General features: G+C 39.3%; 19 protein-coding genes. 13 read left to right on the top strand and 6 right to left on the bottom strand.

Translation table 11 applies throughout. From position 1 onward, the window contains the following. Nucleotides 1-376 precede the first annotated feature (376 nt). The 6 genes from yycF (at nucleotide 377) to BME96_RS18890 (ending at nucleotide 7,474) form a co-directional block, all read left to right on the top strand. The gene (gene yycF, locus BME96_RS18915; RefSeq protein ID WP_019375787.1) at nucleotides 377-1,081 is read left to right on the top strand and encodes a response regulator YycF; all 705 of its coding nucleotides are present in this window, start codon (nucleotides 377-379) and stop codon (nucleotides 1,079-1,081) included. A gap of 6 nt (nucleotides 1,082-1,087) precedes the next feature. Next, nucleotides 1,088-2,917: a cell wall metabolism sensor histidine kinase WalK gene (gene walK / locus BME96_RS18910; RefSeq protein WP_060678565.1), complete on the top strand. Its 1,830-nt coding sequence runs from the start codon at nucleotides 1,088-1,090 to the stop codon at nucleotides 2,915-2,917. Continuing rightward, entirely contained in the window at nucleotides 2,917-4,227 is a 1,311-nt protein-coding gene (locus BME96_RS18905; RefSeq protein WP_060678566.1) for a YycH family regulatory protein, read from the top strand. The genes walK and BME96_RS18905 overlap by 1 nt, the downstream gene beginning before the upstream one ends. Before the next feature lie 2 nt (nucleotides 4,228-4,229). Beyond that, complete coding sequence (locus tag BME96_RS18900; RefSeq protein WP_019375790.1) at nucleotides 4,230-5,159, top strand: two-component system regulatory protein YycI; 930 nt, start codon at nucleotides 4,230-4,232, stop codon at nucleotides 5,157-5,159. Then, a complete protein-coding gene (locus tag BME96_RS18895; RefSeq protein ID WP_019375791.1) occupies nucleotides 5,159-5,944 on the top strand; it encodes an MBL fold metallo-hydrolase in 786 nt (261 codons plus the stop codon). Before BME96_RS18900 ends, BME96_RS18895 begins: the two co-directional genes overlap by 1 nt. A gap of 318 nt (nucleotides 5,945-6,262) precedes the next feature. Next, complete coding sequence (locus BME96_RS18890) at nucleotides 6,263-7,474, top strand: S1C family serine protease (protein ID WP_071649916.1); 1,212 nt, start codon at nucleotides 6,263-6,265, stop codon at nucleotides 7,472-7,474. A 258-nt stretch (nucleotides 7,475-7,732) separates the two neighbouring features. On the opposite strand, the gene BME96_RS18885 is transcribed toward BME96_RS18890, so the two are convergent. After that, nucleotides 7,733-8,116 (bottom strand): DoxX family protein, encoded by a 384-nt coding sequence (locus tag BME96_RS18885; protein ID WP_019375793.1) that lies wholly within the window; start codon nucleotides 8,114-8,116, stop codon nucleotides 7,733-7,735. A gap of 234 nt (nucleotides 8,117-8,350) precedes the next feature. On the opposite strand from BME96_RS18885, the gene BME96_RS18880 reads away from it, so the two are divergent. Beyond that, complete coding sequence (locus BME96_RS18880; RefSeq protein ID WP_071649915.1) at nucleotides 8,351-10,066, top strand: ABC transporter ATP-binding protein; 1,716 nt, start codon at nucleotides 8,351-8,353, stop codon at nucleotides 10,064-10,066. Nucleotides 10,067-10,441: 375 nt separating this feature from the next. Then, nucleotides 10,442-10,801 (top strand): membrane lipoprotein lipid attachment site-containing protein, encoded by a 360-nt coding sequence (locus BME96_RS18875; RefSeq protein ID WP_060678571.1) that lies wholly within the window; start codon nucleotides 10,442-10,444, stop codon nucleotides 10,799-10,801. A gap of 112 nt (nucleotides 10,802-10,913) precedes the next feature. Here BME96_RS18875 and BME96_RS18870 read toward each other — a convergent pair whose 3' ends face one another. From BME96_RS18870 to BME96_RS18855, 4 genes are all read right to left on the bottom strand, one after another. Next, nucleotides 10,914-11,780 carry an SDR family oxidoreductase gene (locus tag BME96_RS18870; protein ID WP_019375796.1) on the bottom strand — a complete coding sequence of 289 codons (867 nt, stop codon included), beginning with the start codon at nucleotides 11,778-11,780 and terminating at the stop codon, nucleotides 10,914-10,916. A 178-nt stretch (nucleotides 11,781-11,958) separates the two neighbouring features. Then, on the bottom strand, nucleotides 11,959-12,759 hold the full coding sequence (locus BME96_RS18865) for a DUF2935 domain-containing protein (protein WP_071649914.1): 801 nt from the start codon (nucleotides 12,757-12,759) through the stop codon (nucleotides 11,959-11,961). A gap of 590 nt (nucleotides 12,760-13,349) precedes the next feature. Continuing rightward, a complete protein-coding gene (locus BME96_RS18860; protein WP_071649913.1) occupies nucleotides 13,350-13,709 on the bottom strand; it encodes a Lin0512 family protein in 360 nt (119 codons plus the stop codon). A gap of 96 nt (nucleotides 13,710-13,805) precedes the next feature. Next, entirely contained in the window at nucleotides 13,806-13,961 is a 156-nt protein-coding gene (locus BME96_RS18855) for a Spo0E family sporulation regulatory protein-aspartic acid phosphatase (RefSeq protein ID WP_083547532.1), read from the bottom strand. 130 nt (nucleotides 13,962-14,091) lie between these two features. On the opposite strand from BME96_RS18855, the gene BME96_RS18850 reads away from it, so the two are divergent. Continuing rightward, nucleotides 14,092-14,799: a YesK family protein gene (locus BME96_RS18850; RefSeq protein ID WP_083547529.1), complete on the top strand. Its 708-nt coding sequence runs from the start codon at nucleotides 14,092-14,094 to the stop codon at nucleotides 14,797-14,799. Between the two features lie 35 nt (nucleotides 14,800-14,834). On the opposite strand, the gene BME96_RS18845 is transcribed toward BME96_RS18850, so the two are convergent. After that, on the bottom strand, nucleotides 14,835-15,398 hold the full coding sequence (locus BME96_RS18845; RefSeq protein ID WP_019375801.1) for a hypothetical protein: 564 nt from the start codon (nucleotides 15,396-15,398) through the stop codon (nucleotides 14,835-14,837). Nucleotides 15,399-15,586: 188 nt separating this feature from the next. Between BME96_RS18845 and BME96_RS18840 the strand changes: the two genes are divergently transcribed. The 4 genes from BME96_RS18840 (at nucleotide 15,587) to BME96_RS18820 (ending at nucleotide 21,298) form a co-directional block, all read left to right on the top strand. Beyond that, nucleotides 15,587-17,632, top strand: coding sequence for a bifunctional diguanylate cyclase/phosphodiesterase (locus BME96_RS18840; protein ID WP_071649912.1), 2,046 nt, complete (start codon nucleotides 15,587-15,589; stop codon nucleotides 17,630-17,632). Between the two features lie 110 nt (nucleotides 17,633-17,742). After that, nucleotides 17,743-19,173, top strand: coding sequence for an NAD(P)H-binding protein (locus BME96_RS18835; RefSeq protein ID WP_071649911.1), 1,431 nt, complete (start codon nucleotides 17,743-17,745; stop codon nucleotides 19,171-19,173). A gap of 99 nt (nucleotides 19,174-19,272) precedes the next feature. After that, nucleotides 19,273-19,704, top strand: a complete 432-nt coding sequence (locus tag BME96_RS18830) for a hypothetical protein (protein WP_071649910.1) — start codon at nucleotides 19,273-19,275, stop codon at nucleotides 19,702-19,704. Nucleotides 19,705-20,125: 421 nt separating this feature from the next. Further along, nucleotides 20,126-21,298 (top strand): lactate 2-monooxygenase, encoded by a 1,173-nt coding sequence (locus BME96_RS18820; RefSeq protein WP_156036080.1) that lies wholly within the window; start codon nucleotides 20,126-20,128, stop codon nucleotides 21,296-21,298. The last annotated feature ends 15 nt before the right edge of the window (nucleotides 21,299-21,313 follow it).

Genomic DNA, 21,313 nt, shown 5'->3' with positions numbered 1-21,313 from the left:
TGCGGATTATGAAAGACATTCCCGCCTGATTTCGTGCTTTCAATGTCCGTCATCCCACTTATGAAAGACATTCCCGCATGATTTCGCGCTCACAATGTCCGTCACCCTACTCATGAAAGACATCCCCGCCCTATTTCACGGGCGCAATGTCCATCATGCCACTTATGATAAACAATGCCACATGATTTCACGCGCGCAATGTCCGTCACCCTACTCATGAAAGACATCCCCCAAGCCCCCAACATGAGATAAACTATATTTTTCCTTTTGCTAATACACGCCAATGAAAGACATTTACCTGAAAGTACGATAAAATAAAACTTAGTAATATGTTAAAGTAAGAGTTAGATTGTAATTAATAAAGGATGTGTCGAAGATGGGTCAAAAGATATTAGTTGTAGATGATGAACAACCAATTGCAGATATATTGAAATTCAACTTAGAAAAAGAAGGTTATGAGGTTGTATTAGCACATGATGGCGATGAGGCAATTGAGGTTGCTGAAGCTGAAAAGCCGGATTTAATTTTATTGGATATTATGCTTCCCAATCGTGATGGCAATGAAGTATGCAGGGAAATCCGGAAAACACAGTCCATGCCAATTATTATGCTGACAGCCAAAGATTCGGAAATTGATAAGGTGCTTGGTCTTGAGTTAGGTGCAGATGATTATGTGACAAAGCCTTTCAGTAACCGGGAGGTAATTGCACGTGTGAAGGCGAACCTGCGTAGACAGCAAGCTGTTCCGGACGATAAAGTAAAAGCTACAAAGGACATAGAGATCGGGGCGCTTGTTATTCATCCTGATGCATATGTAGTATCACGAAATGGGGTTCAGATTGAGCTTACCCATAGAGAATTCGAGCTGCTTCATTATTTAGCAAGACATATGGGACAAGTAATGACGCGTGAGCATCTATTGGAAACTGTGTGGGGTTATGATTACTTTGGCGATGTGCGGACTGTTGACGTAACAGTAAGAAGACTTCGCGAAAAAATAGAGGAGAACCCTAGTAACCCTACGTGGATCGTTACAAGAAGAGGTGTGGGCTATTATTTACGCAATCCTGAGCAGGAGTAATTGCTAATGAACAAAGTCGGTTTTTTTCGCTCTATACAATTAAAGTTTATAATTATTTATATTTTATTATTACTTGTGGCGATTCAGGTTATTGGATCTTTTTTCACCAATGAATTGGAAGCAGAGCTCCGGGAAAACTTCTTTACGTCCATTAACGATCGTGTGCAGCTCTTAAGCTATAATTTGGAGCAAGCATTTAATAGGGAGCGAATGGAGGATGGGGAAGGACCCACATTACAGCAAGAGGTTCAAAGCATTATTTCAGATGTTGGGCCAGATGATATTACGAGCCTGCAAGTAATTAATAACCAAAGCCGGATTATTGCTACAAATGATTATAGTTCGCAGGGAGATATCGGAAAGAAAACAACGAGAGATATGGTACAGCAAGCATTGGTAACAGATTCTGTGCAGTCAGGGGAAATGTTTGATCAGGCAACCAGGCAGCAGGTTTTTGTCCTTGCCCAACCTATTTTAGATAGTGACGGTGTGGCCGTTGGGGTCATTTATTTAAAGGCATCTATGGAAGGTGTAAATGAACAGCTGCAAAATATTAATGAAATTTTTCTTAAGGGCTCCATCCTTGCAGTAACAGTGTCTGCTTTTATAGGTATATTGGTAGCAAGGACGATTACAAAACCGATCATTGAAATGCGGAGACAGGCCCAGACAATGGCTAGAGGCGATTTTACCCAAAAGGTAAATGTGTATGGTCGAGATGAAATTGGTCACCTGGCAGAAACCTTTAATGATTTGAACAGCCGATTAAAACACTCCTATGCAACGATTGAAGAAGAGCGGCGAAAGCTAAGCTCGGTTCTATCCAATATGTCAGATGGTGTAATTGCTACAGACAATGTCGGGGCTGTTACGTTAATGAATGAAGCAGCAGGAAGATTAATTGGTCATAATCCGGATGAAATTATTGGAGAAAATCTGCTGGATATCTTTCAATTAGAAGAGAAGATCGTTGATATAACAGAGCTTCATGACAGTGGATCGATTATTATTGATTTAAGTACAGAGGAACAAGAGTCACTAGTACGTGCTAACTTCTCTACAGTGCTGGATGATGAGGACGAGCTTACCGGGTTTATTACCGTAATCAGTGATGTAACAGAGCAAGAGAAAATTGAACAGGAACGCCGTGATTTCGTATCCAATGTATCTCATGAGCTGCGTACACCATTAACCACAATGCGAAGTTATATTGAAGCATTGACAGATGGTGCATGGGAAGATAAGGAAATTGCTCCTAAATTCCTTGGTGTTGCACAAAATGAAACGGAGCGTATGATTCGCATGGTAAATGATCTGTTACAGCTTTCTAAAATGGATGCAAAGGAACATCCGTTAAAGAAAGAAAGGACAGAATTCATTAATTATTTTCATGGGATAATTGATCGCTTTGAAATGAACGTACCTGAACATATTTCACTAAAACGCGAGCTTCCGAAAGGGAAATTCAATGTTTGGCTCGATCAGGATAAGATGACACAAGTGCTTGATAATATTATATCCAATGCGATTAAATATTCACCAGAGGGTGGTAAAATAACACTCCGTGTGGAAAACAGGCGCCATCATATTCTTGTCAGCATCCAGGATGAGGGTATGGGAATTGCTTATGATAAACTTGAAAAGATTTTTGAACGTTTTTATCGGGCAGATAAGGCCAGAACACGTAAATTGGGTGGTACTGGATTAGGACTTGCCATTGCAAAAGAGCTGGTAGAAGCACATCACGGTAAAATCTGGGCAAAAAGTAAAGAAGGTAAAGGGACAGCAATCCTCTTTACACTTCCGCTAATGAATCAGAAGCGGAGGGGATTATAATGAAACTGGAAACAGCTAAGTCATTTGCTCTGGTTGTATTGGTCGGTGTCAGTTTGTTATTAACCTTTGGTTTATGGACATACCAACCCAATCAAACCCCAGTAGGCGGACCAGATTTGTTGAAGGAAATTGATATTGGTGGGATGAAAGAAACTAAAAAATCTTTAATTGAACCGATAAGTGTTATTTTTCATACAAATGGGGCACATTTTGGTTATGATGAGCCTGATAAGCGCCAAGGGTTTTACAATGAGCTGCAATCTACGGTTCTCTACGATTTTAGAGCTGGAGAGAAAAAAGGTGATATTCAACCATATGACATCGAGATGATCTATCCAGATGATCTCCCTATGGAAATTTTGCCGTATTTATTTTCTTTTAAAGACGATATAGAGGAATTTCCTACATGGTCCTTTGACCGCATGTACTTTACGTTTATAGAAGAATCCTCTTCGTTAAAAATACAATTTATCTCCATTGATAACAGACATAAAGCAACAGCTGTAATTAATGATTCACAAATCTATAGTAGGCTATGGAAAACGATTGATTCACAAAAGAATCTTACAGAATACCTTGTCTTTAAGGAAGGTAAAAGAGATATCTTTTTTCCAAGCGGAAGCCCTGATGTAAAAAAATGGTCTTTATCTGTAAGTAGTATTCCGGCAACAAAGCTTGTAAATGATTTATTCCTGGATCCATCCAGAGTAAGTCGTTCCATTGCATCCTCTATTACGGAGGGAGAAGTATACTTCACGGATGGGGTACGAGAACTCAGTGTGGATCACAATGGTAATAGAATGGAGTTCTTTAACCCCATTACATCTCAATATCAGCAGAAGAATCCCTTGGAATTATTAGACAGCAGTATTGAAAAAGTTAACGGACATAAGGGCTGGACAGAGGAATTTAATTTAATGGATATCGAGCCATCGATAAATAAAATAACATATCAAATGTTTTACAGAGGATATCCGGTCTTCAATAAGTATAATATGGCTTCCATTAGCCAAGAATTCCGAAATCAAGATCTATACCGTTATCAACGCTCTTTGTTTAAATTAAATAATTCATTAGGAAAAGAATCCGTATATATTTCGTCAGGTGAAGAAGTATTAAAGGAAATTGAGGGTATGGATAGTCAAAAGAAGCAAAACATTTTGGACATCAAGCTAGGATATGAGCTTAAATATCAAGAAAATGACCTTAGTGATTACGTGACGCTCGAGCCCACTTGGTATGTAAACTATAATGGGGCATGGGAGCAAATAAATACCACTGGTAATAACAAAGCGGAAGGAGGAAGTTAAGGATGCAGTGGAATCAAATAAAAACACTATTTATCCTTTGCTTTCTAATTCTGGATGTTTATTTACTAATGCAATTTATGGAAAAGCAGGAACGGGCAGATGTTGGTGTGTTGACCAGTCAGGAAGAGACTTCCTTTGAATCTAAGCTGGAACAAGAGGATATTACCATTAGTGATAACGAAGTAGAAATTGAAAAAGATTCTTATATTTCTGTACTAAGGAGAGAATACAGTGATAAAGAATTAAGCCAACTAGCAGATTTGGATAAACAGGATGTTGAAGTAATTGATAAAAACTTGATTGTTTCCAAATTTGAAGAGCCGATTGCTATTCCTGATAAAGCACAGTCTGCCGATATTAGTAAACTGGTGAAGAGTCATATTATCCACCCGGAGGATTTTACGTTTTGGGGGTGGAATAAAGATAGAAATGCATTGCTTTTTTTTCAGGAAAAAGAGAATAGGCCAATTTACTTTAATGAAAACGGCATGCTCCTTGTTTATTTAAACAAGGATAATGAGATGGAATATTATACCCAGACAATGCTTGGCGAAGCAGAGGAACAAGGGGATTTGCGGACACTTACGAAACCAATGAAAGCAATTGAAATATTGTATAATGCGAATGAGCTATATGCTGAGGATAATATTACCAATACGGAGATTGGTTACCATACAAGGATTCCGTTAGCCAATGGCAAGCAAGTGTTTGCGCCAACCTATAAAATAACCGTGAATGACGAACGCAACTATTTTATTAATGCGATTGAGGGACATATTTTCGCAAGTAATGACACCGAGTTTATTGGCGATGCCATTCAATCGACGTTAAGTAAGATCAAGAAATTAGAGGATGAGGTAGAATGGAAAGATAGCATTCTACAGCTTTTAAATCAAAAATTGCAAGTAGAAGGTAGTAGAGGTGAGGAGTAATGACATTGCGTTTTAGTGTACTGGCTTCTGGCAGTACAGGGAATGCATTTTATATAGAATCAGAAAAGGAAAAAATTCTTGTAGATGCTGGCTTGAGCGGGAAGCAAATCGATCGTTTATTTCAAGAAATCAACATCGACCCATCCAAGCTGACAGGAATTTTGGTTACTCATGAGCATAGTGATCACATTAAAGGCTTGGGGATAGTGGCTCGCAAATATAACCTACCTATTTATGCCAATGAGAAAACCTGGAAAGCCATGGAGCGCTCAATTGGAAAGCTTACGACAGACCAAAAATTTCATTTCGGTATGGAGGAAGTAAAAACATTTGGTGACATGGATATCGAATCGTTTGGAGTATCACATGATGCCGCGGAACCGATGTTTTATACTTTTCATCATGATAATAAGAAGGTTGCGCTTGTTACAGATCTTGGGTATGTATCTGAACGGATCAAAAAAACCGTCGAGGATGCAGATGCTTATATTTTTGAGGCAAATCATGATGTAAGTATGCTACGTATGGGAAGATACCCTTGGAATGTAAAAAGACGTATTCTTGGTGATTCAGGTCACGTATCCAATGAAGACTGCGGCCTCGCATTAACAGATATTATTAGTAATCGTACGAAACGTATCTATTTGGCGCATTTAAGCCTGGATAATAATATGAAGGATCTTGCCCGCATGTCTGTGGAAAGTGTGCTGCAGGAGCGGGGCATTAAAATTGATTTGCATGATACTGATCCAAATTCCCCGACATCCTTATATGAAGTAGTATAATTGGTAGGTGCTATTTACTTTGAAAACAGCGTTTCATTAAAGAAACGCTCCCTTTTCTTAGTCTAGCTCCAGCGCCCAGCAACTAGCAGGGGTTCTTGATGGGGCGAGCATTTAGCGCAGCCCCAAACTTCGATCTCCTTTCTACGATAAGTCAACATCGATTCGCTATATAGCTCATCGTGTTTCCTTTATCTCACGCAGGAGACCTCCAGTTTGTACGTTGCTAAACGGGCGCTTGCGCTTTTCTTAGTTTAATTTTTCATAAATAAGGAATAACTATATTGATTATGTTTATTTTTTAGGATAGGGGTTGGATATATGGGATACTACGATCAAAATTACAGACCAAATCCGCATAGAAAAAAATCCGGCGGGTGGTTAGTCCCCGTTTTGCTAGGAATAATTATTGGTATATTATTAGTTGTTGTGGTTATGCCATCCATTCAGGAATCAGGGTTATTACCTGGTAATGAAACTGCTGGAGATTCCTCCAGTTCAGGAGTGAAGCAAGATGGCGATTCAGTAAATTCCACAGTTAATGTGGATGTAAATACTCAAATAACAGATGTAGTTGAAAAAGTATCCCCGGCGGTAGTTGGTGTTGTGAATCTTCAACGGCAAGGTGATTTCTGGCAGCAGCAACAAGAGGATCAGGAAGCGGGAACGGGTTCTGGTGTTATTTATAAGAAAAAAGATGGAACCGCCTTCGTTGTAACAAATCACCACGTAATTGAAGGTGCGGATACAGTGGAAGTAGTACTTGCAGATGAGACAAGTATTAAAGCGGAAATAGTCGGAAGTGATTTATTTTCAGATTTAGCTGTATTACGCATGGATGGAGCGGATGTGGATCAAGCCATTGAAGTGGGCTCATCTGGTGATGTGAAAGTGGGAGAACCTGCTATTGCAATTGGTAACCCACTTGGCCTGATGTTTTCCGGATCTGTTACACAAGGGGTAATTAGCGGTAAAGAACGTACCATTCCACAGGATTTTAACCAGGACGGGCGTGCAGACTGGCAAGCAGAGGTTATACAAACAGATGCAGCCATTAACCCTGGTAACAGTGGTGGAGCGTTAATAAACATAGACGGCCAGCTTATCGGTATAAACTCGATGAAAATTAATCAGACAGCTGTAGAGGGAATTGGTTTTGCTATCCCTGTCGATTCAGCTATGCCGATTATTAATGAGCTCGAAACACAGGGAGAAGTGACTCGACCATATATTGGTGTGGAAATCTATTCATTGGATGAAGTGCCACAGTCGGAATGGAGAAACTCTCTTAATTTACCGAAAGAGATTGAGGGCGGCGTATATGTGTGGAGCGTGGAACCATTGTCTCCAGCAGATAAGGCCGGCTTAAAACGTCTTGATGTTATTACAGAGCTTGATGGAAAACCAGTAATGAATATGATTGATTTACGTAAGATTCTTTATCAGGAAAAGAAAATAGGTGATGAAGTGAAAATCACTTATTATCGTGATGGAGAGAAGAAAGAAACAACGTTAAAATTAGGAGAGCAATAAAACGAAAGCTATCTTTCACCGTTTAGGCGGAAGATAGCTTTTATTATCCACAGAATTATAAAGTTATGCACAGTTTGTGGATATAATTAAAGTCGAAAATCAATATATGGTGTCGAAATTTTGTGCGGTAACAAAATAGCTACGAACATTTGTGCATATGTGGATTAAATTGTGGATAACTAGTAGATTTTAACATATAAAAGATGCTTATCCACTGGTTTTCAACAGAAAATGGTTAGTTTCCAAAAGTTATGCACATTATACTTTTACGCGTACTTGCTGCCAGATAACTAATAAAAGAATAAGCATGACAATATCCAATCTTGCTTCAAAAGCAAAGGAAAGGAATCCTTCTGTTAGTAAGACTGGGATTTTTGTTAAATATAATGCGCCAAGCATAATTAAAATTAAAGGTGGTACTGCTAGATGAACATACATCCTCCCGACAAGAAGCATTCCACAAACCACCTCCGTAATGGCTATCAAAAATAAAGTTGCTTCAGGAAAAGGAATACCAAGATTGTGAAAGACCCCTCTAAAATCACTTACAAGCAATGCAACAATCCCAGAAGTAATAAAAACATAACCAACAGCATAGCAAATCCAAGGGTATGCCTGCATATGAAATTGTATTTTTTTCATTCGTTTTCCCTCCTTAAATAGTTAATTAACTTATGTATATGTTAATGAAAGGACAACCTTGACAAGCATTTCAAAATAGATGAAGGAAGTAGGCTTGAAGGGAAAACAATTTCTACTTACTAGGAGGGAGAGGGCCATGTCTAAGTGCTTCGAGTCGATCTTCTTGCTTAACACAGAGCAATAAACTTATAATCTACTGTAGTCTTCAGAAAATAATGTAAAGGAAGTACATAGATGATACGACGATTTTTCTCTTATTATAAGCCACATAAACGCTTATTTATTATTGATTTCACTGCTGCAGTCATTGTGGCTATTTTGGAACTGGCCTTCCCGGTTGCAGTCCAAAGCTTTATTGATAAATTACTGCCAGAGAAAAACTGGGATGTAATTATTACCGTTAGTATTTTATTATTACTGGTTTATTTATTAAGCTCTTTCCTTCAATATATTGTTACCTATTTAGGTCACAAACTTGGATTAAATATTGAAACAGACATGCGTCAGGATCTTTTTAAGCATGTGCAGAGTCAATCGTTCCGTTTTTTTGACAATACAAAAACCGGTCATATTATGAGTCGGATAACAAATGATTTATTCGATATAGGTGAACTGGCACATCATGGACCGGAAGATTTTTTTATTTCCATTATGACTTTTATTGGTGCGTTTATTATTATGTTTACAATTAATATGAAGCTCGCCTTTATTATTTTAATTGCAGTACCCATTCTTATTTTTCTTATTGCCTTTAGTAATATAAAAATGAATAAAGCGTGGCGAACGATGTATGAGAATATTGCCAGTGTTAATGCAAGAGTAGAAGATGCGGTTTCTGGTGTCCGTGTCGTTCAGTCGTTTACCAATGAAGCTTTTGAAATGGAGCGGTTTACAAAAGATAACTATAAGTTTCGAAGGGCAAAGGCAGGAGCATATAAAGTAATGGCAATTGTCCATTCCAATATCTATATGCTTATGCGGCTCATTACGCTGCTCGTACTTGTTGTTGGAGCTTGGTTCACATACACTGGGCAGCTTTCTACGGGAGAACTGGTGAGTTTTGTACTTTTTGTAAATGTGTTATTTAATCCGATTCAAAAAATAACCGCCCTATTGGAATTGTATCCAAAAGGGATGGCTGGATTTAAACGATTTACTGAATTACTTGATACAGAAGCAGAGGTACAAGACCAACCGAATGCTAAGCAAATAAGCCATCTAAACGGAGATATTTCATTCAATAAGGTGACCTTTGGTTATGAGAAAACACAAGAGCCTGTACTAAATGCGTTGAGTTTTTCTATCCAAGCAGGAGAAACCATTGCCTTTGTTGGTCCATCAGGTGCTGGAAAAACAACTATATGTTCCTTAATTCCTCGTTTTTATGATGTGGAAAGTGGGAGTATTACAATTGATGGAATAGATCTTAGAGATATGACGAAAGAGTCGTTACGAAAGCAAATTGGGATTGTCCAACAGGATGTGTTTCTGTTTACAGGCACGCTGAAAGAAAATATTGCTTATGGAAATAGAGATGCTACAGATGAGGAAATTAAGCATGCAGCAAGACAGGCACATATGGAGGAATTTATTAATGAACTGCCTGATGGATACGAGACACAGGTTGGAGAACGAGGACTTAAGCTTTCCGGAGGGCAAAAGCAGCGAATTGCTATTGCACGAATGTTTTTAAAGAACCCTCCAATTCTCATATTAGACGAAGCTACATCTGCGCTTGATACAGAGACAGAAACGATTATTCAGAAGGCGTTAACTGAGCTGGCAAAAGAACGTACAACACTTATAATTGCCCACCGGTTAGCAACAATTAAAAATGCGGATCGGATTATGGTCGTTACAAAATCAGGTATTGAAGAAGAAGGCAGTCACGAAGAATTACTTCAGCGTGACGGTATTTTTGCTCATCTGCATAAGGTACAGATGAAATAAAGTGTTTACTTCTATTCAGGAAAGGGAAAATAACTGAATTACATTATTTTCAGAAAAATTATACACATTTGCTTGTGCGTAAATGTGGATAAGTAGTTAAAATAACTTCAAAATTTGTCGATATTTCCCGGGAAATACTGAGTAAAAAATGAAAATAATTAAGTATTATAGTTGTTTTAAAGGGTGGATATTTTTTGAGCTGTTAATGCAGCGAAGCCGGAGATGGTTCAGAGATGTATTGCTGGAGGGTATTTCTCTGGTAATAAGTATTTTTAACGTCATCTGTATTTCTTAAAATTGGATACTTATTTTTTTTGAATTTCATGCTGAATTTCCAGCTTTAGCGGGAATAATAAAGGTAGAAGGAGTGGAAAGATGAAAAAAGTAGTAATCGCGATACTCATTATGCTTTTACTTTCGGCATGTATGAGTAATACGGAGGAAAATACAAAAAAGGAAAATACGGATGGGACAGGCTCTATTACGTTTGAGGAAACGGGGATTACCGAAGATACCTTGCAAAAGTTTCCTGAGTATAAAACCTTTAAGAAAAATATAGATTTACAAACATATCATGCCCAAATGAAGGATGAAAGTAACGAAAAACGTGTGATTGTCTTTTTGAATGATAAGCAAAAAGAAATTTATAAAAGTGTTTATCTAAAAGGTACAAAAAGAGTGAAAATTATTAAGCTAAGTGAGGATGAAGTGATGGTTAATAAAGTGCTTAGCTAGGGAATAGCTGTTTTCAGATATTAATGCATAGAAGAAGCAGAGATAACTCGAACGTAAATAAAATAAATAATAAAAAGAAGCACGCAGCTTAAGAGCAACGTGCTTCTTTTTATTAGGAGGATGTCCATGCTCCGCCATTAATGTGAATAGCTTGTCCGGTCATATAAGAGGATTCATCCGCAGCGAGCATAACATATGGCCAAGCATGCTCGGATGGTTGACCTGGTCTTTCCATTAAAGTATCCTGTCCAAAGTTTTCTACTCCGTCTTCATCAAAGGAAGATGGGATAAGCGGTGTCCAAACAGGACCGGGTGCAACTGAATTTGCACGAATACCTTTTTTGGCCAGACTCTGAGCAATACTTCTTGTCCATGCTGTAATAGCGCCTTTTGTAGCAGAATAATCCATGAAAATTGGATTACCTCGATAAGCATTAATGGAAGAAGTGCTAATAATAGAGTCTCCTTCCTTCATATGTCGTACAGCAGCTTTTGTTAAATAAAACTGTGAAAAGAAGTTAGTCCGGAATACTTCCTCAAATTGCTCGCTGGAAATCTCCAGAACATCTTCTCGTACATATTGAATTGCTGCATTATTAACTAATATATTTATCTTACCAAATTCCTCTACTGTTTTTTCCACGAGGTCAATACAATGTGACTCATCCTTTATATCACCAGGGAGAAGTAAACAACTAGCACCTTCTTTTTCAACTAGCTTCTTTGTTTCTTCCGCATCATCATGTTCATCGAGGTAAGATATTGCTACATTCGCGCCCTCTTTGGCATAAAGGATGGCAACCGCTCTGCCAATTCCGCTATCCCCACCTGTGATAAGCGCTGCCTTTCCTTCTAATTTATTACTTCCCTTATAGTTCAATGGTTGCGCAGGCTGAGGATTCATTTTCGATTCTATTCCAGGCTGCTTCTCCTGTTTTTGTCTAGGTGTACTTCCTTTTTGCATTTCTCTTGGATCCATGTTCAGCTACCTCCTTGAAGTTTTTATGTCTATGCTGTATGTTAGTCTATTCCACAGCTGGGGAAGGCCAAAACCTTATTTCAAAAGATGATATACTGCTCAGAAATCAAACCCTCAACAAGTATTTTAAAGCCAAATAAAAAAGAAATTCCCTGACAGTAGGAATTCCTCAACTTAATTAATCCTGTTTACTCTTAGTAGGATCGCAGTCTGGATACGCTAGGTCGGTGGATTCGGCTAGTTTTATAAGATAATAGCATTCCTCTCTAGCCATATGATCTGCCATTAATGCAGAAAATGTACTTAGCACCGTGTTGTTTAATTCCATTTCTTCAATCTCTCCAAGAAAAGTGCGGAAAAGGTTCATTTCAATTTCTACGTCACTATTAAAACGATCGAGTGCAGGAAAGGACTGGATGTTGGCACGTAGATAGCCTGTCAGCTCTACAGCCTTCAGGTAAAAATCACTAAAATGGTTCGTAAATTCCTTACTTTTTTCCTTTAATCTTTTTTCCACTCCATCAAGTTCATCATTTATCGCCCCAGCATGACCATAGGCATCTGCCAGCCAAAGCAGGTGGTGATGCAGCTCATGGAAAATGGGAGGTGAATCACCTTGCTTCAAATACTGGATTACCCGTTCATATTCCTCCAGTTCATTTACCATATGGTTAATAAATGTAGGGGATAAATGAATTCCAATCTTTCCAACTAACTGTCTTCGGATGAGGGAAAGTTTAAACTTTTTTAATTCTTCTACAGCTGCTTCCGCTTCTTTTGTGAAAGTAATGGCATTGGAGTTGGACAAGGAATTAGTGTTCTTTAATAGTTGCTCAAAAACCACAATAAAATCCTTGGCAATTTGAATATCTTCTTTTTCGGTTGGGTAAAGAGAGTCCCGAATAAAAGTTGCATGATCACCTAATACCTGCAGCCAAAATTGATGTTCAAATGTAGCATCTTTCAAGTACTCTGCCAATAACGCTCACTCCTTAAAACATTTCATCGATTTAATGTATTCCGTTAATGATGAAAATAGTAGTATTAATTTAAAATAGATTTCATAGCAGAGTGAGAGTATCTTCTGTAATAAAGTATTCAGCCGCAGGACAGCATAATCGCCCGGAGAGGGAAAGAATCCGCCGCAGGACAGAATAATCAGCCGGAGAGTGAAAGAATCCGCCGCAGGACAGCATAATCGGCAGAAGAGCGAGAGAATCCGCCACAGAGCAGAATAATCAGCCGGAGAGTGAAAGAATCCGCCGCAGGACAGAATAATCAGCCGGAGAGTGAAAGAATCCGCCGCAGGATAGAATAATCAGCCGGAGAACGAAAGAATCCGCCGCAGGATAGACTAATCGTCCGGAGAGTGAAAGAATCCGCTGTTCCTATCGAGGGACTAAGCTCACCATACATTATTTACCAAACCACCGTATACATTGCTATCAAGTTACTTGGTAGTTCACCCATTTTGCGCATCAAAGGAAGACCTTAACATCCTTTTAGAATCAAAAAAAGCACTGGGGATGTTATCATCCTCAGTGCTTGTTTCATCCGAATTTTTATTTTTTAGTAGCCGACTTCAACGGCGGCATTTACCATATACATTAAGTCATTTTCGTCATTTTTGTCTTTCAGCAAAATTCCACTGGATGTAGCCATGCCTCCATCGGTTACATCGACGGTAACAACACCATAAGGAATCGCTTCTTTTACTTTTTCAACATCCAGTTTTTCACGATCAAGCGGGACTGCTAGTCTGACATTCACCTTCATACTTTCAAGTCGCTCACCTGGAAGATTTTTTTCAATGCCAGGCATTGAGTTAGATAAAATCGCATTTTCCACAGCACGAACAGCTGCCTTCGTCACATTTTGCCCGTGCACATCGACCCCTGTTCCTGTTTGTATAAATAAAACTTGATCCATGGATAACACTCCTTTATGCTTTGGGGATCTTTCTATAAGAACATTTCCCAAACTGAGGTTGTATAAAACATCGGCCGTGAAGACAAAAATTACTACTTAAGAGTGGTTCATTTTATCAAGCTGATTCAGTAGTTCGTCCAACTTCTTTGATAAAATTAGAATATCTTCATATTTTTGTTCTTTTTTATAAGCATGATACATTTTATTCCTAACATGTTCTACTTTTATTTCTATTTCTTTTTTTGTAGGCAAAATACTTCACTCCAATTCTCATATCCATTGATACCCGTATACGAATATTTAAAACACTTTATTGCATTGAAGATTAAAATGTCAAATAATTATCAAATTTATATAGTAGTTTTAAAGGAAGGCCTTATATATGGGAAAATATGTTAAGCTGAAAAATATGATTTATTATGGAAGGAGCAGCAAAATGTTCATTTTATTCCTAAGTGGGCTTGTTTTAGGCTTGGTTATTCATGCAGTAACGTATATTTTCCGAAAGAGATGGGGCGATAGACAAAGGGCACTGGTCGTAGGAATTTCTGGAGCTGTGTTATTTATGGTCAGCATAACTGTGATTGGTGGTTTTGCAGGAATGCCGTTTGGTGTTATAAGCGCAGGAATTTTTAGTGTTGCGATTTTAATGGTTATCTTTAAAAACAATACGGTATGGAAAAAGGTAGTATACACTTCCGTCATAACGACAGTGCTTTGTTATTCCGTATTTATTTATTTCACCCAAACAGATTATTGGGTAATAAAAAAGAGTCAGTATTACCTAGGTGATGAGGTGGGGGCATACTTTCAAAAATTGCAGGATGAGCCTACTATTGAGGGTTATAAAACATTTACTATTTTAGAAGGAAATAAAAGCATTATCCTTTCTTTAGGTGAAAAGATGGCCGGAAATGATATTGAGGTGCTTGATGTGGAAGAACAGTCAAACACGACAATTGTGAAAATAAGAAGCTACTATAATCAATCTTCTGAGAAGAATCCAGTGATTGGTATTGGTCTGGACAGGTTAAAGGAAAATATTGTGATTATGGATACAAATGGTACGGTGTATGAAGAGGTGGAATAGGGCATTCGATGTCCTCCACCTCTTCGGGAAATTAACTAAAATTGAGATTCATAATTTCCGTTTTGATAGACTTTATATAGCCCAACTGTTCCGGAGCCACCATTTTTCTGCATCGACTTAGAAATGAGTTCCACACGATAATAGGCCCCTGACTCATCTGTATGTAACGAACCACCCATGTCATCAAAAAGAAAACCTTCTTCTGTCTCCATGTCCAGTTCCTTTTTTAAGTAAGAAACGGCTGCTTCCCCACTCATAATTTTCGTCTGATCTGCGGGACTTTCTTTTTTCTCAGGATGCTCTGTGTTTTGTGAATGAGCATTTTCTTGCTCTTTCTCCATATTATTACCCTGTACTTGCTGCTCTGCTTGGGTGTTATCCGATTCTTTTTTCGCATGTTCAGTCTGTTCCTTGTTATTTTCTCCCTCATTGGGTTCGTTTTCTGTGCTAGATTGCGATGGAGCTTCTTTCTTTTCTATCAGCTTCTCCTGTCCTTTGTGTTCAGCTGCATGTGAATCTGTAGCATCATCGCCACAAGCAGCAAGTAAGCATAGAGTGATCCAGAGCATGGTAATTAGTAAGGCTACTTTTCTTTTCAAATGTTTTTCCTCCTTGCATTGTGTTGATTTTATAGATAAATCCAAAAAAATCGTAACATAATTAGGAATAGAAGGACAATGACCCTCAACTAGCATGATATAAATACATAATTCTATTTACTTTCTCGCGAAAACTGTCGATAATAAAAGTGGAATGTATTTTAATACATCATGATGGAGGAATCAGCATGTTTAATCAGCCTGAGTTATCTGGCTTTAACATCATAGAAGGGGACTATTCAAGCTCTATTATTATTTTATCTATCATTATAGCTATTTTTGCTTCTTATACAGCGCTTGTTATGAACCAACGAGTCCGTCAGAATAGTTTTTTCAATAAGCATCTCTGGTCAGTACTTGCTGCTTTTTCGATGGGCGTTGGGATTTGGTCCATGCATTTTATTGGGATGAGTGCGATGATGTTGCCGGTCCATATGCATTATGATCGGGTATTAACCATTGTTTCCATTATTCCAGCGATTGTGGCAGCATTTATTGCTTTTCATGTTGCTAATAATCCTCAGCCAACAAAGCGATCTCATTTTCTAGGTGGTTTATCTATGGGGGCGGGGATATCGCTCATGCATTACATTGGAATGGACTCCATGCACATGGAGGGTGTGTCATATTATTATCACCTGCCACTTTTTACACTTAGTATAGTCGTTGCTATAATCGTTTCTTTCGTAGCCTTATATGTCTTTTCCGTTTTGCAAAATCAGATGAAAAACTGGCTGCAACGGTTAATTGTGGCTGTCATAATGGGGATTGCCATATCCAGCATGCATTATATCGGCATGGCTGCTGTTGTTTTTTATGTACCAAAGGATTTTACTTTTGTAACACATATGCAAATGGAGGATATGCATTTTTTGCTGACCTTAATTATCAATGGCTTGGGAATAACGCTGCTATTATTTCTTTTAATGGAATTATTTGATCGGTTTGTTTCGAATAGAATAAATTATTATGACTCCATGACGAAGCTACCGAATTACAGGGAGTTTGAACGGAGGTTTTCTACTTCTACTTATTCTGCTATTGCCTTAATTGATATGGATAAAATGGATAAAAGAGGTTCCTTACATGGCTATATGGCTGTAGATGAGCTGATGAAAAAGGTCGCTGCCCGGTTATTTGAGCACAAGCCATCATCCATGGAGATTTATCGCATGGAAGGTCGTAAGTTTGCATTTGTCAGCCATAAATGGGTGGACAAGGATAAATTGGCAGCTTCCATGCAGAAAATGGTTGAAAGTCTATCTGCACCTTTTCCTCTAAAAGATAGGAATGTTACTATCTCCACTGTTTGTGCGATTGCAATGCAAGAGGAGGATAACAAGAGAAATTCGCTCTATGCTAATGCACTTGCTATTCTCCAAGATCCTAACATCCAATATACCAATCAGCTGGTTTTTTATGATGAAAATGTGCATCGGTATATGTTTGAACAGGGAATTTTACAAGATGTAGATAAAGCCTTTGCAGAAGATCAATTTTTTATTGTATATCAGCCAAAAATGAATATGCTGGATGGACATATGGTCGGTGTGGAGGCATTACTTCGATGGCAACACCCCGCGCAGGGGTTGATTAGCCCAGGGGTGTTTATCCCAATCCTGGAAAAGAATCATCGAATACAGGATGTAACACGCTGGGTTATAAAAGAAGTTTGTAAGCAGCTACAGCAGTGGCAGCTGGATAGTAAAGTGAATTGTCCTGTATCCATTAACATCCCAGGTGAATGTCTCACATCACACTCCCAGGTGAATTATTTAAAGGAAATGACAGAGACATATCAGATAGACCCTAAGTGGATTGAATTAGAGATAACAGAAACAAGCTTTGTAGCATCTATTCAACAGGCATTACGGGGAGTTGCTGCTCTTCGGAAAGAGGGATTTTCCATTGCACTTGATGATTTTGGTACAGGTGTTTCGTCGTTGTCATATTTGAAGCAAATGCCCATCAGTACGTTAAAAATAGATAAGTCATTTTTGGATGATGTACCACATTCGCGAAAGGACGCATCAATAATTCAGTCCATCATTTCATTAGGAAGATCTTTGGATTTGAATATTGTCGTTGAAGGTGCGGAAACAAAGGAACAGATTCATTTCCTTGCAGATTTCTGTGATAACCCTATTATTCAGGGATACTATTATTCGAAGCCATTGCCTGCACTCGAGCTTTCTGAATGGTATAACAGGTTCACAAAGCCAGAAACTGTATAATGTTTGAACGAGCAATCCAGAATAACAACAGCTGGGTTGCTTTTTTGGTTATCATTCTTCTTAAAAGGGTACTAGCTTCATAGAGGAATAGAGAGGAAGGGGAGATCGGTATGGCAAATACGAAGCCTGTTGTGGCAATAGCAGGAGCAAGCGGCTATATTGGACAGAATTTAATTGAAAAGTTAGAAGGTCGGGTAAATATTATTGGCTTATCAAGAAATGGGGACAAGCGTGAGGATACGGATTCCGTTACATGGCGCTCTTGTGATTTATTTTCCTTAGCTGATGCAGAGAAAGGATTAAAGGGAGCAGATATTGCTGTTTACCTTGTACATTCAATGATGCCCTCTGCTAAGCTTACGCAGGGTGATTTTGAAGATATGGATGTTATCCTTGCAGATAATTTTGCCCAAGCAGCTAAAAAACAAGGAATAAAAAAACTAATCTATTTGGGTGGAATTATTCCAGACCATGCTCCTAAACTATCCAGGCATTTAAAAAGTCGTCTGGAGGTAGAGAGAATCCTCCGGGCTTATGGGACACCAGTTACCGCATTAAGAGCAGGGCTGATTGTAGGACCAAAGGGATCCTCCTTCCCAATTCTAGCAAAGCTTGTGAAGCGGTTGCCTAGCATGATTTTACCCAAATGGACGAGAACAAACACACAGCCTGTTGCCCTCCCGGATGTTATGAACTCGCTAGGAAAACTTACAATGGAAGAGGAGCCGCAAAATAGATCCATAGATATTGGCGGACCTGATGTGATGACATATCGATCGATGATGGAGCAAACAGCAGAAATAATGGGGAAAAAGCGCTTTATGTTTAATGTCCCATTCTTTTCCGTCAGTTTATCCCGACTATGGCTGCGCCTTGTCACGCAAACCCCTAAAGAGATTGTTTACCCGCTTGTGGAAAGCTTGGAACATGAAATGACGGTTCAGGATAGCCACTTTGTGGAAGGGATTAGCCAAGGAAGCATCTCATTTAGGGAGGCTGCAGCATATGCCATGGAGGCAGATAACCAGGAGAACAAGAAACCAACAAAGAAAAAGCCGATCATCACTCCCCTCAAGCAAGATGTGCGCTCCGTACAGCGTGTGTGCTTGCCGGAGGGTTGCAGTGCCGACTGGGTGGGCAGATATTATGTGAAATGGCTGGAGGTTTTTCTGAATCCATGGATAAAAACGTCCACAGATGAGAATTTAAATTGTAAGATAGGTTTTCTCGGTAATAAAACCTCTATGCTGGAATTATCTTATTCGGCAGAGCGGAGTACAGAAGATAGAGCACTCTATTATATTACCGGTGGTTTTTTAACAGATCGCAAAGAAAATGAGCGAGGTAGAATGGAGTTCCGTAAAATCCCAGGAGCCAATGAGGCAATCATTGCAGTACATGATTTCACCCCAGCATTGCCGTGGTTTATCTACCATTACACACAAGCGAATATGCATTTATTTGTTATGTATGCCTTCCGTAAACATATGAAGAAGTTAAGTGAAGGACAGGCCTCTGAACAGGTCCAGCTATATGTCTAACAAGCTTCTCATAGAATTCTAATCCAATTCACAGGATTATTTCATAGGAGAGGAGTATACTAACTTTAGTAACATGATAGAAGAAGGAGAGAAACATCAATGAAAAAGCTTATCCTCCTAGCTGGCTTGTTATTTATTATAACTGCATTAGCAGCATGTGGAGACAATGAACAATCAACAGATACAGCAGATAACGAAGGAAACGAATCAACGGCAACAGAAGATGAGAATCAAAATTCGGATACAGAAAAGCCTGAAGATAAGGAAGTAACCAACGGAAATACGGAAAATAATGAGGAGGCAGCTGATATCGATCTAACAAAACTGCCAGAATACTCGCCAATTAAAAACCATATTGATTTAGATGCACATCACCCTGTAGTTGTGGAGGATAATGAGGGAAAACGAATTATTCTGTTCCGCAATGAGAAAAATCAGGAAAAATATAAAAGCATTTTTATAAAAGAAGAAGAGCGTGTGAAGATTATTGACCTGGATAAAGGAGAAATTTTTAACGGCTTGCTAAAATAGAAATGAGCGGGTAGCTATTGTTTAGCTGCCCGTTTTTTTTATGGCAGATTTGAGACAAAGCTGCTGCTCCCCGCGACAGGAAGAGCATCACCCGAGACAACGCGTGCCGTCCCCCGAGACAGAAAGCGCACTCCCCGCGACAGTAGGGGCGCTATCCGCGACAGTGCGCGCTGCCCCCGAGACAGGGAGAGCGCCATCCGCGAGAGTGCGCACCACACCCGCGACAGCGCGCGCCGCACCCGAGACAAGAGGGGCGCCATCCGAGACAAGCAAGCCCTCAACCGCGACAACATCAGCGCTATCCGCGACAGCCCACCCCTCAACCGCGACACACAATAACCTATCCTCTCCCCCCAACCCCCAATTGACTAAAAATTATAACAATTATATACTAAACCTACAGTCGAAAGGAGGACTCTTTTTGAAAAATATTGGTAATCACATACAGTATCAGATTTATATGAACATGCACGACCCCGATCCGAACAGACTGCCAGTTGTGTATGAGGAGTGGGAAAGGCTAGTCCGAGAAAAATTAGAGGATGGGCCGTATTACTATGTTGCAGGTGGAGCTGGCGGGGAAAATACAATGAACGCAAATTTGAAAGCGCTTAACCAATGGAAGATACTTCCACGCATGCTGCGAAATGTAGAGGATAGAGACTTATCCGTTTCGCTGTTTGGAAAGACTTATTCTTTTCCTGTGATGCACGCACCAATTGGTGTACAATCTATCATTCATCCAGAAGGTGAGATTGGCTCCGCACTTGCTTGTGCAGATGTAGGAGTGCCTTATATAGCAAGCTCAGCTTCTACCATTCCCATGGAAAAAATAGCAGAAAGTATGGGTGAGGCGGACAGATGGTTTCAATTATATTGGAGCAAAGACCCGGACATTACTGCAAGCTTTCTTCGTAGAGCGGAGGCTTCCGGTTATTCTGCAATTGTAGTCACATTGGATACACCGATGATGGCATGGCGCGAATATGATTTAAAAAATGTGTATTTACCATTCCTCGCTGGTGAAGGTGTTGGCAATTATTTTACAGATCCAGCATTTAACGCCAAGCTGGATAAATCCCCGAAGGAAGACCCACAGGCTGCTATAATGCATTGGACACAAATCTTTGGAAATGCCGGATTAACATGGGAGGATATCGATTTTCTTAAAGCAAATACAAGCCTCCCCATTATTTTAAAAGGAATTCTCCATCCGGATGATGCGAAATTGGCATTGGATCACGGTGTAGATGGCATTATTGTTTCCAATCATGGAGGAAGACAGGTCGATGGAGCAATTGGTGCGTTGGAGGCACTCCCTCTTGTATGTGAGGTGATTGATGGCCGGATACCCGTACTGATGGACAGTGGAATCCGAAGAGGTGCAGATATCATTAAAGCAATGGCATTGGGAGCGAGCGCTGTCCTTATTGGCAGACCACTCATGTATGGACTTGCTGTTGCGGGCCAGCAGGGAGTAAAGGAAGTTATGCAAAACATGATTGCAGATTTGGATATTACGTTAGGGCTCACAGGAGAAAAAGCTGTCCAGGATTTAAATACAAGCATATTGAAAAAATCTGTCGCAGAATAGCGGCATAGAGGAGAA

It is taken from the genome of Virgibacillus halodenitrificans (assembly GCF_001878675.1).
In the GTDB taxonomy this organism is placed as follows: domain Bacteria; phylum Bacillota; class Bacilli; order Bacillales; family Amphibacillaceae; genus Virgibacillus_Q; species Virgibacillus_Q halodenitrificans.
Note: the sequence above shows the minus strand (reverse complement) of the source record. Positions and strands in the feature narration are given on the sequence as shown.